Source organism: Bradyrhizobium sp. 137 (assembly GCF_023074095.1).
Classification (GTDB): domain Bacteria; phylum Pseudomonadota; class Alphaproteobacteria; order Rhizobiales; family Xanthobacteraceae; genus Bradyrhizobium.
Window position 1 is genome coordinate 74952 of the sequence record NZ_JADPKU010000129.1, and the last position, 12923, is coordinate 87874.

The window sequence follows — 12923 nt, forward strand, 5'->3', positions numbered from 1 at the left end:
TAGCTCAGTTCGGCAGCGGTTGCACCAGCGGAATGCTGCGTTGCACGAGATAGGGGAGCGAAGCTGGGCGGCAGGCGTTGAGCGCTGACGCGTACGTAAGGACAGGGACAGCAATGAATTGGCAGACCCTTATGGCCGACATCGACAGGATGTTCGGCTGGATACCGTCATGGTTCATCGGCCTCGGCTTGGTCGCCGGCGCGATGATGCTCGCTCTGTCGTTCTATCGGTTCGCTGTTTGGCTGCTCAATCGCGCTTTCGGAACCCGGCTTCCGCTCCTGAGTGTGTTCATCGAGCGCACGTCCGGCCCGGCCCAGCTGGCGCTGTGTCTGGCTGCCGTGGCACTGGTCCTGCCACTTGCGCCGCTCGACGATACGATCCGCACGCCGCTGATGCGCCTGTTCGTCGTCGCCGTCATCGCCTTGATCGGCTGGATATCGATCCGGATCGTCGACATGAGTGCGGCGCGATACTTGCAGAACTTTCGCGACGTCACCGAGAATTTCATCGCGCGCAAGCAAGTCACGCAAGTCCGCGTGTTCAAGCGTGTCACCGACACCATCATCGTTATCATCACAGTCTCCACCGCGCTGATGACGTTCGACTCGGTGAGGCAATATGGCGTCAGCCTTTTCGCCTCCGCCGGTGCCGCCGGTATCATCGTCGGTCTTGCCGCGCGGCCGCTGCTGAGCAATCTGATCGCGGGCTTGCAGATCGCCATCACCCAGCCGATCCGCATCGAGGATGCCGTGATCATCGAGAACGAGTGGGGATGGGTCGAGGACATCGCCTCGACCTATGTCGTGATCCGGCTGTGGGATTGGCGCCGTATGGTGGTGCCGCTGTCCTATTTCATCGAAAAGCCGTTCCAGAACTGGACGCGCGACACCGCCTCGCTGATCGGAGTGGTCGGGCTCCATGTCGATTACCGTGCCGATGTGGCGCGCATCAGGCGCTGGCTGGAGGAGGCGGTGAAGCAGTCCAAGCTCTGGGACGGCGCCGTGGTCAATCTCCAGGTGATCGACGCAGATTCGCGCACCATCGAGCTTCGCGCGCTGGTCAGCGCGCGCAATGCGCCGCAATCCTGGGACCTGCGCTGCGAGGTCAGAGAGAAGCTCGTGGCCTTCATCCGCGACGAGATGCCGGAGGCACTGCCGCGCGAGCGTGCGATCCTGATCCCCTCGGGTGACGATGATGCCGATTTGCCGCGGCGCCCCGCGCCGCCGGAGAAAATGCGGGCGAGGGCCCATAACTGAACGGCGCGTCCCTTCTTGCTGGGCGGAGGCTGGCCACTCGCGCGTCTTCGCCGTCGGGGCGCGCGGGCGTGCTGAGCAGGGCGCTGCCCGAGGCGCCTAGTGCGATTCTCGTGCGAACAGCCTCACTGGGCGCGGATGTTGGCGGCCTTCAGCAACGGCTCCCACTTCGTCGCCTCGGCATGCATATAGGCGTCAAAGTCCTTGGCGGAGGAGCCGACCGGGGTGGCGCCGATCTTGCCGAGCGTCGACAGGACGCTCGGATCCTGCAGCGCCGCCTTCAGGTCGGTTTCGAGCTTGGCGACGATCTCCGGCGGCATCTTCGCCGGACCGAGCAGGCCCCACCAGACCGAGACGTCGTAGCCGGGCACGCCGGCTTCCGTGACGGTCGGAACATCCGGCAGCGCCTTGGAGCGCTCGGCCGAGGTCACCGCGAGTGCGCGCACCGGCCCGCCTTCGAGCTGGCCGATCGCTTCCGCGAGCGGATTGATGCTGAGCGGAATCTCGCCGGCGATCACCGCCGTCAGCGCCGGTGCGCCGCCCTTGTAAGGGATCGCCACGATCTTGCTGCCCGACATGTATTTGAGCAGTTCGCCGGCCAGATGCGCCGAGGTGCCGTTGCCGGACATGCCATAGGAGAGCTTGTCCGGCTCCTTCTTCGCCGCAGTGAAGAGATCGCCAAGCGTCTTGTAGGGGCTGTCCTTGGCGACGACGATCGCGAGCGGCGAGGAAGCGATCTCGGTGATCGCGGTAAAATCCTTGAACGTGTCGTAGGGCACGCTCGGATAGATGAACTGATTGAGAGGATGACCGCTCGCGACCAGGATCAACGTGTATCCGTCCGGCGCGGCCTGCGTCAGCGCCTGCGAGGCAACGATGCCGCCTGCGCCCGGGCGGTTGTCGATCACGGGCTGCTGGCCCCAGGTCTTGGCCAGCGCCTGGCCCAGCGTGCGCGCGAGCACGTCCACCGCACCGCCCGCGGCGTAGGGGACCAGAATGTGGACCGGCTTGCTCGGATAAATGTCGGCGGACTGCGCGGCGCCGCCCGCCAGCAGCAGACCGGCACACAGCATCAAACCGCCGATCTTTTTGTTCAAACCCAGCATTTCCCAGCACTCCTTGAGGGCATTCGGCCGCCTGCCGGCGGTCTCCAGGCCATTGCGGACACCGCCCGTTGTTTTTGTTGACGAGACTTGATCTTTTGTACGATAGTACAAATCGTATGGTACGCAAGTCCACCAGCAAGGAAACGGCCCGCAAGCCGAACATGCGCGAGGCGATCCTCGCCGCGGCCGAGGAGCTGTTTGCCACGAACGGCTTCAATGCTGTGTCGGTGCGCGACATCGCGCAGGCTGCCGGGGCCAATCCCGGCAGCGTGACCTATCATTTCAAGACCAAGGACGGCCTACTGCTGGAGATCTACCGGCGCCATTGCGGGCCGATGAATTTGCGCCGATCCGAACTGCTCGCGGCCGCCAAGCGCGTGCGCGATCTCCAGGATCGGCTGGAGGCGATCGTGCGCGCTTATGTGGTGCCGGCCTTCACCTCGGGCAGCGATCTCGCCGGCGGCGGCGCGCGCTTCACGCGGCTGCGTGCCGTGATGTCGGCGGAAGGCAACGAGGTCGCTCGAAAAATCATCGCGCAGACCTTTGACGACACCAGCCACGCCTTCATCGACGCGATTCACGAGAGTCTGCCACACATTCCGCGCACCGACATCGTCTGGCGCAGCCATTTCCTGCTGGGTGCACTCTATTATTCACTGGTGACGCCGGAGCGCGTGTCGCGCCTGTCGCGCGGTGAGGCCGACGGCGGCGATGCAGCCAATGCCATCGAGCAACTGGTGCAGGCCACCGTTGCCTCGTTCCAGGCGCCCGCGCTGGATCAAGCCGCGCCGGTGCGGCGGCGGCCGGTCGTCAGCAGCAAGACTTGAAAGAAGCCGCACGAGGGGAGGCGCGGCCTTACGCTTCCACTCGCAAGTGGACCATGTGACGGGGTGTTGAGGACATGAATAGGCGGGAGTGCTTGCATCTCTTGACTGGCCTGGCCGGCGCGGCGCTTGCGAATGAAGCACGCGCGCAAGGCGCCGAGCCGAAGGCGATCCCCACGATCGCGCCGCCGCATGCAAATCCCAAGACGCCGTCGTTCAAGCTGCCAGCGAAATCCTGCGATAGCCACACCCACGTTTTTGGGCCGGCGTCGCGTTACCCCTTCGCGGAAAAGCGCCCCTACAACACGGCCGATGCGCCGCTGGAGGCATTCCGCAGCGTGCACGAGAAGATCGGGGTCGAACGCAGCGTCATCGTCAATGCCACCGTTCACGGCACCGACAATCGCGTCGTGACCGACGCCATCGCCCAGAGCGAGGGCGCGTACAAGGGCATCGCCAATGTCAACGACGAGATGACCGAGAAGGAGCTGGCGGCGCTCGACAAGGCAGGCATCTGCGGCTGCCGCTTCGCTTTTCTCAAGCGCCTCGGCGGCGTCGGCGACATGGGAAAATTCCAGCGCATCGTGCACCGGGTCGCCGAGCTCGGCTGGCACGTCGACCTCTATTTCGAGCCGGGCACGATTGCCGAATTCGCGCTCATCCTTTCCGCGCTGCCGACGCCTTACGTGATCGATCACATGGGAACGGTCCAGGCCGCGAAAGGTCTCGGCGACCCCAGCTTCACCGCGCTGCTCGATCTCCAGAAGAAGGACGATAAATGCTGGGTGAAGATCACCGGTCTTGAACGTGCGTCAGCGGCCGGCAAACCGTTCCATGATGCAGTGCCGTTCGCCAAGGCGCTGATCGACAACGCACCCGATCGCGTGCTGTGGGGCACTGATTGGCCGCATCCCAACGTCAAGATCATGCCGAACGACGGTGAGATCGTCGACCTCATCCCGCTCTACGCGCCCGACGCAAAGGTCCAGCAGAAGCTGGTGGTCGACAATCCCGCGCGCCTGTTCAAGTTCAGCTGAAGATCATGATGTACACGCCGACCATTCCGCCGCCAGACCCAAACACGCGCAGGCCGATATTCAAGCTGCCAAGGCTGGCTTGCGATGCCCATTGCCATATCTTCGGACCCGGCGCGAAATATCCGTACGCGCCGGACCGCTCCTACACGCCGCCCGATGCGCCGCTGGAAAAATTCCGCACGCTCCATGCCAAGCTCGGCATCCAGCGCGCCGTCATTGTCAATGCCAGCGTGCACGGCACCGACAACACGGTAGCGCTGGACGCTCTCGCGCAGAGCAACGGTGCCTATCGCGCGGTCGCAAACATCGACGACACCATCACCGAGCGCGGGCTTCGGGTGCTGCACGAGGGCGGCTTCCGCGGCTGCCGCTTCAACTTCGTCCGCCATCTCGGCGGCGTCCCCGATAAGAGCGTGTTCGACCGCGTCATCGCCATGGTCGCGCCGCTCGGCTGGCATATCGATCTGCATTTTGACGCGATCGACTTGCCCGAATATGCCGACATGCTGGCAAGACTGCCGCTCAGCTACACCATCGACCACATGGGACGGGTGAAGACCTCCGATGGGCTCGACCAGCTTCCGTTCAGAATTTTGGTCGAACTGATGCAGCGCGACGAAAAATGCTGGGTCAAGATCTGCGGCTCGGAGCGGGTGTCCTCGGCCGGTCCGCCGTTCACGGACGCGGTGCCATTCGCGCGCAAGATCGTCGAGACCGCGCCCGATCGCGTCATTTGGGGCACCGACTGGCCTCATCCGAACGTCAAGGTGATGCCAAACGACGGTGACCTTGTCGACCTGATCCCGCTGTTCGCGCCGGAGCTGGAGTTCCAGCAGAAGATCCTGGTCGATAATCCCGCGCGCCTGTTTGGGTTCGACCAATGACGGCGCTCGCGATCGAAAAGCCGCGCGGCCGCGCCTGGTGGAAGGAGCTCTGGATCCAGGTGCTCATCGCCATGGCGGCCGGCATCGCGCTTGGGATCGCCAGTCCCGAGGCGGGCGCCAAGATGCAGCCGCTCGGGGATGCCTTCATCAAGGCGATCCGGATGCTGATCGCGCCGATCATCTTTTGCACCGTCGTGCACGGTATCGCGCACATGGCCGACATGGCGCGCGTCGGGCGCATTGCGGTGAAGGCGATCGTCTATTTTGAAGTCATGACCACGATCGCGCTGATCATCGGTCTCGTCGCGATGAACCTGCTCAAGCCCGGCGTCGGCATGAACATCGATCCCGCCAGCATCAATGCCGGCGCGATCGAGCCCTATGTCAGGCAGACCGGTGCGATCGGCTTCGTGCCGTTCCTGATGAACATCGTGCCCGTGACGTTCGTCGGCGCCTTTGCCGAGGGCAACATTCTCCAGGTGCTGTTCATCTCCGTACTGTGCGGCTTTGCTCTGGTGCAGCTCGGCGAGCGTGCCGCGCCGCTGGTGCATCTGATCGACATCGCCGCCAAGATGGTGTTCGCCGTCGTTGGCTTGGTAATGTGGGCGGCGCCGATCGGCGCGTTCGGCGCTATCGCCTTTACGGTCGGCAAGTTCGGCGTTGGCTCGCTGGCCTCGCTCGGCAAGCTACTGGGGGGCTTCTATCTCACCTGCGTGGTCTTCATCATCGTGGCGCTCGGCCCCGTGGCGCGGCTCTGCGGCTTCTCGCTGGTCAAACTGATCCGCTATATCTGGGAAGAGCTGCTGATCTGCATCGCCACGACATCTTCGGAAACGGTGTTGCCGCGGATGCTGACCAAGCTGGAAAAGGCCGGTTGCGAGAAGAGCGTCGTCGGACTTGTGATCCCGACCGGCTATTCCTTCAATCTCGACGGCACCTGCCTCTATCTTGCCGCTGCTTCGGTGTTCCTGGCGCAGGCGACCAACACGCCGTTCGGCCTTGCCGAGCAGATCGAGCTGCTGCTGATCCTTCTCGTCACCTCCAAGGGCGCGGCGGGGATTGCGGGCGCCGCCTTCGTCGTGCTGGCGGCGACGCTGTCGGCCACCGGCACCATTCCGGTGACAAGCGCTGCGCTGGTGCTCGGCATTCATCGCCTGATGTCGCAGGGGCTAACGCCGACCAATCTGATCGGGAACGCGGTTGCGACGATCGCAATTGCCAAGTGGGAAGGCGCGCTCGACAGCGAGCGCCTCCGGCATGTGCTCGACGGTGAGGAGCAAGCGGCCGCCGCGGCTTGATGAACCGGCTTCCTGCCTGAGGCAGACGGCCTTTGATGCTTACGAACGAAAGAGGGAGCTTGTCCCATGAAAACCGGTCTCGTGATCACCGCCCATCCCGGCGATTTCGTCTGGCGCGCCGGCGGCGCCATCGCGCTGCATGCGAAGAAGGGCTATCGCATGAAGATCGTTTGCATGTCCTTCGGCGAGCGCGGCGAGAGCCAGTTCGCCTGGAAGGAGAAGGGGGCGACGCTGGAATCGGTCAAGGCCGGCCGCAAGGACGAGGCGGAGCGGGCGGCAAAGCTGTTAGGTGCCGAGATCGAGTTCTTCGACTGCGGCGATTATCCGCTGAAGCTCACTGAGGCGCATTTTGATCGCATGGTCGACATCTACCGCGAGCTCGATCCGAGCTTCGTGCTGACGCACGCGCTGGAGGACCCCTATAATTTCGACCACCCCAACGCTGCGCATTTCGCGCAGGAGACCCGCGTGGTCGCGCAGGCGATGGGCCACAAGCCCGGCGCGCAGTACAAATACTCGGCGCCGCCGGTGTTCCTGTTCGAGCCACACCAGCCGGAGCAGTGCAACTACAAGCCGGACCTGCTCCTCAAGATCGACGAGGTCTGGAAGGCGAAGTACGAGGCGTTCCAGATCCTGGCCGCGCAAAAGCATCTGTGGGGCTATTACGAACGCGTCGCGCTCAATCGAGGCATCCAGGGCAGCCGCAACACCGGCGTGCCCATGACCTATGGCGAGGCCTATCAGCGTCTGTTTCCGACCGTCGCGGAGGAACTCGCATGAAGCCGGTCGTCGTTCGCAACATCAAGCGTGCCGATCCCGCCGGCATGGCGGAATACGGCGTTTCGACCGTACATGAAGCCTATGGTCGCATCGGCCTGATGAAGCCATATTTGCGGCCGGTGTGGGCGGGCGCGGCGATTGCGGGTCCCGCGGTCACCGTGCTGGCGCAACCCGGCGACAATTGGATGATCCATGTTGCGGTTGAGCAATGCAGGAAGGGCGACATCCTGGTCGTCGGCTGCACCACCGACAATACCGACGGCATGTTCGGCGAATTGCTGGCGACCTCGCTTACGGCGCGCGGCGTGCAAGGATTGATCATCGATGCCGGCTGTCGCGATGTCAAAGCGCTGCACGAGATGAAGTTTCCGGTGTGGTCGCGCGCAGTCTCGGCCAAGGGAACGGTGAAGGCGACGCTCGGCTCGGTCAATGTCCCCGTGGTCTGCGCCGGCGTCAATGTCGATCCCGGTGACATCATCGTGGCTGACGACGATGGCGTCGTCGTGGTGCCGAAGCGGTACGCCCCCGAAGTCGCCGAGAAGGCGAAAAAGCGCAATGCCGATGAAGGCGGCAAGCGCAAGCGTCTCGCCTCGGGCGAGCTCGGCCTCGACATGTACAGCATGCGCGACGCTCTTGCCAAAGCCGGGCTCGTCTATGTCGACAATCCCGAGGACGTTTGAGGCAAGGCAGGAGCGGGCGGATGGATCGTCTCAAGCTGAAGGCCGTGCTCGGCAGTCATCCCCATGTCCAGGCGGTGAAGAGCGGCGCGCTCCGCTCCGACCTGTTCGATCTCGACTTCATCGAGTACAGCCCGACCAACACCGCGTTCAAGCCGATGGTGCGCGAGCAGGCCTTCGATGTCTGCGAGATGGCCATCGTGACCTATCTGATGGCGAAGGCGCACGGCAAGCCGCTGGTGCTGCTGCCGGCCACCATGCTCGGCCGCTTCCAGCATGCCTACGCGCTGTACAATCCCGCGCGAGGAGCGCTCGGCCCGTCCGACCTCGAGGGCAAGCGCGTGGGCATTCGGTCCTTCACGACGACGACCGGCGCCTGGATCAGGGGCATTCTCGCCAACGACTACGGCGTCAATCTCGATAAGATCCGCTGGGTGACGTTCGAGGATCCGCATGTCGCCGAATATATCGACATCACCGAGCGCGCCCCGAAAGACAAGAAGATTCTCCAGATGCTGGTCGACGGCGAGCTAGACGCGGTGCTTGGCGAGAGCTCGGTCGATCCCAAGCTGAAGCCGCTATTCCCCGATCCGGCCGCGGAAGCCGCCAAATGGTATGCCCGGCGCGGCGTCGTCCCGGTCAATCATCTCGTGGTCGTGACCGAGCAGCTCGCCAAATCGCGTCCCGACGTAGTCACAGGCATCTATGATCTGCTCAAGCGGAACAAGGAGCAGGTGGGACCTGCGGCCTCGCCGGACCTCATTCCGTTTGGCATCGAAGCGAACAGCAAACCGCTGGAACTGATCGTCGACTACGCGTTCCAGCAAGCGCTGATTCCGCGCCGCTATGCGGTCGAGGAGCTCTTTGACGAAACGACACGAGGGCTGAACTGATGGCGGATCCGAGGCGATGGCAGATCGGGCTGGTTGGCTATGGCGAGGTCGGCAGGATCTTGGCCGAGGATTTGCGCCAGCAGGACATCAAGGTATCTGCCTACGACATCAAGCTCGGAGGCGAGCAGGGCGCTTCGCTGGAGGAGCATGCCGCGAAATTCGGTGTGGTGTTCGCAGGCTCTCATGCCGACCTGACGGCGAAGTCCGATTTCATCATCTCCGCGGTCACGGCCAGCCAGGCTGTTCCGGTGGCAAAAGCCTGCGCGGGCGCGATCAACCAGGGCACCTGGTTCCTGGACTTCAATTCGGCTTCACCGGGCGCCAAGCAGCGCGCTGCTGCGCTGATCGATGGCGCTGCCGGTCGCTATGTGGAAGGCGCAGTGATGACTTCGGTGCCGCCGTATCGCATCAAGGTGCCGTTGCTGCTCGGCGGCGCTGGCGCGAGAGAGCTCGAGCCGCTGCTGAATGCGATCGGATTCGCGGCAAAGGTTGCCAGCGACAAGCTCGGCGTGTCCTCCGCGGTGAAGATGTGCCGCAGCATCATGATCAAGGGCCTGGAAGCCATGGTCATCGAAAGCTTCACCACGGCGCGCGCCTATGGCGTGGAAGATGCCGTGCTGGCATCGCTTACGGAAACTTTCCCCGCGATCGACTGGGAGAAGCAGGGCGCCTATTTCTTCCAGCGCGTGATCGAGCACGGCCGCCGCCGGGCCGAGGAGGTGCGGGAGGTCGCCGAAACCGTTCGCGAGGCGGGGCTGACGCCCTGGTCCGCGCAGGGCACGGCCGAGCGGCAGGCCTGGGTGGCTGATCTCGCCGATGAAGGATTGTTCGGCACCAAGGGCACCAGCGAGTTCGCCCGCAGCGCTGACTGGCGCACCGAGGCGGACCGGATCCTCGCGAAGATCAAGCGCGCAAATAATCAGCTCAAGATCGTTCCACGGAGCTGAAAGCTCACGACCTGGTCGCGGGCGCGTTCGATCAGGTCGATCAGATTCCTGGACTTGCGGGCGAGCTGCTCCGTGGCCGGTTGCGTGCGGAATTCGGCCAGCACCGCGCGAACGCATTTGTTGGCGGCGTCGAGCGTCCAGAGCGTCCGGTTGACATCATCCTGCGTCCGGATCCCCGAAATATCGAGATCCGACAGAACGTGGCCGATGCCGTCGAGCCGCTTCACCGCCGTGTCGGTGGGCGTTCCGGCCTGGTTGGAATGCTGGTCGATGCTGCTGAATGCGCTGAACATATCGATACTTTCCCGATCGCACGCAAATGATCGGTCCGAGGTCTAGTTATGATCAGCGCGACGGGCCTCGCAATGCGTGGAGTTACGGTCCGGGATTCTACCGAATTGAATCAGCGGTAACATTGAACGGAAGCAGTCAGTAGTCAGGCCCGTTTCCCGACAATCCTACCGCTGCAAGCGGCGGGCCGGCCTTGGCGTGGTCGGAGCGACCCTGCGGTGTCGCGACATCAGCTCTGGGGGCGGAACAGATTCGGCCGCTGCCGCTCAAATGTCTGTCGGCCAGCCTTGAAGCCCATCACCAAGTCAGGCAGCTCCGCGACGGCGAAGCGGCTGTCTTGCGTATCGAGCACGACGAGATCGGCGGGGTTGCCGACCTTGATGCCGTAATCGCCAAGGTTCATCAGCCGCGCCGGCAGCTCGGTCACGAGATCGAGGCAGGTGTCGAAATCGCTCACGGCGGCGTGGGCGACGTTGGCATAGAAGTTTGCCATCCGCAGCAGCGAAGCGTCGCCGAACGGCGTGAACGGATTGAGGACATTGTTGGTGGCAACCGAGCACACGAGCCCATTGTCGGCCAGCTTGTGGGCGAGCGTCAGACCGCGCGGCGCATTGTGGGTGGCCTCCCGTCCCATCAAATAGAGATCGGTGGCGGGCAGCACGGTCACCGCAACGCCTGATGCCGCCAGCTGCGCGGTGGCCGCCTTCATCCGCTCGGGCGGCAGTGCCGAGAGCTTTGTGGCGTGGCCGATCGCGACGCGTCCCCCATACTTGCGCCGTTCGGTCTGGCGGCAGACCTCGTCGAGATGCCACCAAGAGGGATCGAGATCGAAATCGAGATGGAGATCGACATCGGCGTCGAACGTCTCGGCGAGATCGAAGATGCGTTCGAGATGGGCGTTCGGGTCGGTATCCATATAGGGACAGCCGCCGATCACCTCGCCGCCGTCGCGCAGCGCCTGGATCAGCAACTCCTCAGCTCCGGGGTCGTTGGTCAGGCCTTCCTGCGGGAAGACGCAGAGCGACAGGTCGATCGCCCAGGCATAATCGCGCTTCAGCGCCTTGACCGCCTCGAAGCCGCGCAAGGCGATGCGCGGATCGATCTCGACATGAGTGCGCATGCGGGTCGTGCCGTGCACGATCGCGCGCTCGAGAACCCGGGCGCCGCGGGCATAGACGTCCTCGACGGTGAAATCGCGCTTCATCCCGGCCACGGCGCGGATAGCGTCCGAAACACTGCCGTGATCGTGCCCACAGCGGCCGAGCAGGCAGGCTTTGTCGAGATGGATGTGGGTATCGACGAACCCGGGCAAGGCAAGGCGGCCGCCGAGATCGACCTCGGGCGCGTCGCAGGCGAGCTTTGGCTCGATCGCGGCAATACGCCCGCCTTTCACGCCGATATCGACGGGTGCGGCGGATGATCGCAACTGCGCGTCACGAAAGATCAGGTCGAAGGCGGACTGGGTGATCATGGCTTCGTCGGATTTTGCTGTCAGAGCCTAGCGGAAGCTGCTGGGGCGGGCAGTACCGAATTGTGTGCAGTTCTGCCGCTAAATTGTTCAAAAAATATGCATGCAGTTCACGGCGCGAGCTGTAAGATGTCGAGAGCCGGAGAACCCGCTATGTCCGCCTTTGCAAAAGCCGAACTGCCGATGACCGATGCCAAGATCGTCGAGGCCTATCTGACGGCCTCGATGAAACCCGATCCAGATGCCGCCGCGACCTATATGAAGCCGGGCACGGTGATCACATTCACCGGCGGACGTGAGTTCGATCATCCGCGCGGTCCGACAGCTTTCAACGCCAAGCGCTATCGCTGGGTGAAAAAGAAGATGGACCGGTTCGATGTCTGTGTCTGTCCCGGTGCGGACGAGACGATCGTCTACAGCGTTGGCACGCTCTATGGCGAGTGGATGGACGGCACGCCGTTCGAGGGCAATCGCTATGTCGATCGCTTCGTCGTCAAGAGCGGGCAGATCGTCAAGATGGACGTCTGGAACGACAGCGCCGAGCGCATTCTGGTCCAGCGCGGCATCGAGGCCTAACTCCTGCGCGCGATTTTCGGCAGCTTAACGACGCGGTCGCTCGCCACCTCATCGGCATAGGGCGCGAGAATGTCGAGGAGGTCACGGCCGCGTAGCGGGGCAGGGGCGACTAATGCCCGATTGGCTACGGAATCGAGGTGATGGTGCATCAATTCCATCACCTTGGCTTCGTCGCCTTTGGCGAGCGCAGCAATGATGGCGCGGTGCTCGTTGATCGCGCATTCCGTCGAATGCGGCCGGCTGTACAGCGACAGCGTCAGGCAGCAGCGATAGGCGACCTCGCTGACATAGCGCACCAGGATCGGACTGTTCGTCATCTGCGCGAGCAGGATGTGAAATTCGGTGGCGAGCCGGATCGAGACCGCATCCGTGCCGCCGCGCGCCCGGTCCTCGGCATCGACGTGCGCGTTCAGCTCGGCGATCTGGCTTTTGGTCAGCTTGCCCGCGAGCTGGCGGACCACGAGCCGCTCGAGCTGGATGCGGATGTCAAAGGCATCTCGCGCCTCCTGCCAGCTCGGCGTCGCCACCACCGCGATTCGGTTGCGGCGCAGCTCGACAAGGCCTTCGGCGGCGAGCTGCCCCAGCGCGTGGCGGGCAATGGTGCGGCTGACGCCAAAGCGCTCGCCGAGCGAGTCCTCAGGCAGCTTTGCGCCGGGTTCCAGCGCCTGCTCGATGATCGCGCGCCGTAGTGCGCGGCAAATCACGCCGACCTTGTCAGATGATTCATAAGTCTTGCTGGTGGGGCGCGCCGCCATTCGGCGAATCCTTCGGAGTAGGGTCGCAGCCCTCTCCTTAGCACACCCTGCGCTGATCCAGCGCTTCAATTGCATGCAGTTTGGTGTCGCGATTGCCTAAATCGGGACCACAATTTTGGTACGCTGTTCGGTAA

The 12923-nt window shown here is 63.6% G+C and carries 14 protein-coding genes; 10 read left to right on the forward strand and 4 right to left on the reverse strand.

The genetic code is table 11. From position 1 onward, the window contains the following. The first annotated feature begins 113 nt into the window (after positions 1-113). The gene (locus IVA78_RS32890) at positions 114-1256 is read left to right on the forward strand and encodes a mechanosensitive ion channel family protein (protein ID WP_247418515.1); all 1143 of its coding nucleotides are present in this window, start codon (positions 114-116) and stop codon (positions 1254-1256) included. A 122-nt stretch (positions 1257-1378) separates the two neighbouring features. On the opposite strand, the gene IVA78_RS32895 is transcribed toward IVA78_RS32890, so the two are convergent. After that, positions 1379-2359 (reverse strand): tripartite tricarboxylate transporter substrate binding protein, encoded by a 981-nt coding sequence (locus IVA78_RS32895; RefSeq protein ID WP_247276861.1) that lies wholly within the window; start codon positions 2357-2359, stop codon positions 1379-1381. A gap of 116 nt (positions 2360-2475) precedes the next feature. Here IVA78_RS32895 and IVA78_RS32900 point away from each other — a divergent pair, with 116 nt between their 5' ends. The 8 genes from IVA78_RS32900 (at position 2476) to IVA78_RS32935 (ending at position 9699) form a co-directional block, all read left to right on the forward strand. Then, positions 2476-3186: a TetR family transcriptional regulator gene (locus tag IVA78_RS32900; RefSeq protein ID WP_247276862.1), complete on the forward strand. Its 711-nt coding sequence runs from the start codon at positions 2476-2478 to the stop codon at positions 3184-3186. A gap of 74 nt (positions 3187-3260) precedes the next feature. Next, complete coding sequence (locus tag IVA78_RS32905; RefSeq protein ID WP_247276863.1) at positions 3261-4220, forward strand: amidohydrolase family protein; 960 nt, start codon at positions 3261-3263, stop codon at positions 4218-4220. Positions 4221-4225: 5 nt separating this feature from the next. Next, positions 4226-5104, forward strand: a complete 879-nt coding sequence (locus IVA78_RS32910; RefSeq protein WP_247276864.1) for an amidohydrolase family protein — start codon at positions 4226-4228, stop codon at positions 5102-5104. Beyond that, complete coding sequence (dctA, locus tag IVA78_RS32915; protein WP_247420232.1) at positions 5101-6402, forward strand: C4-dicarboxylate transporter DctA; 1302 nt, start codon at positions 5101-5103, stop codon at positions 6400-6402. Before IVA78_RS32910 ends, dctA begins: the two co-directional genes overlap by 4 nt. Before the next feature lie 66 nt (positions 6403-6468). Then, entirely contained in the window at positions 6469-7182 is a 714-nt protein-coding gene (locus IVA78_RS32920; RefSeq protein WP_247276866.1) for a PIG-L deacetylase family protein, read from the forward strand. Beyond that, positions 7179-7862 carry a 4-carboxy-4-hydroxy-2-oxoadipate aldolase/oxaloacetate decarboxylase gene (locus IVA78_RS32925; RefSeq protein ID WP_247276867.1) on the forward strand — a complete coding sequence of 228 codons (684 nt, stop codon included), beginning with the start codon at positions 7179-7181 and terminating at the stop codon, positions 7860-7862. The genes IVA78_RS32920 and IVA78_RS32925 overlap by 4 nt, the downstream gene beginning before the upstream one ends. Before the next feature lie 20 nt (positions 7863-7882). Continuing rightward, positions 7883-8752, forward strand: a complete 870-nt coding sequence (locus tag IVA78_RS32930; RefSeq protein WP_247276868.1) for a hypothetical protein — start codon at positions 7883-7885, stop codon at positions 8750-8752. Beyond that, complete coding sequence (locus IVA78_RS32935; protein WP_247276974.1) at positions 8749-9699, forward strand: DUF1932 domain-containing protein; 951 nt, start codon at positions 8749-8751, stop codon at positions 9697-9699. The genes IVA78_RS32930 and IVA78_RS32935 overlap by 4 nt, the downstream gene beginning before the upstream one ends. Here the strand turns inward: IVA78_RS32935 and IVA78_RS32940 are convergent. Together IVA78_RS32940 and IVA78_RS32945 are read right to left on the reverse strand one after the other, a co-directional pair. Then, positions 9672-9992: a hypothetical protein gene (locus IVA78_RS32940; RefSeq protein ID WP_247276869.1), complete on the reverse strand. Its 321-nt coding sequence runs from the start codon at positions 9990-9992 to the stop codon at positions 9672-9674. The two genes, IVA78_RS32935 and IVA78_RS32940, sit on opposite strands and share 28 nt — an antisense overlap. A 227-nt stretch (positions 9993-10219) precedes the next feature. Further along, positions 10220-11461, reverse strand: coding sequence for an amidohydrolase family protein (locus IVA78_RS32945; protein WP_247276870.1), 1242 nt, complete (start codon positions 11459-11461; stop codon positions 10220-10222). 150 nt (positions 11462-11611) lie between these two features. Between IVA78_RS32945 and IVA78_RS32950 the strand changes: the two genes are divergently transcribed. Beyond that, positions 11612-12034, forward strand: coding sequence for a nuclear transport factor 2 family protein (locus tag IVA78_RS32950; RefSeq protein ID WP_247420228.1), 423 nt, complete (start codon positions 11612-11614; stop codon positions 12032-12034). Here IVA78_RS32950 and IVA78_RS32955 read toward each other — a convergent pair. Next, entirely contained in the window at positions 12031-12789 is a 759-nt protein-coding gene (locus IVA78_RS32955; protein ID WP_247276872.1) for a GntR family transcriptional regulator, read from the reverse strand. The two genes, IVA78_RS32950 and IVA78_RS32955, sit on opposite strands and share 4 nt — an antisense overlap. Positions 12790-12923 lie beyond the last annotated feature (134 nt).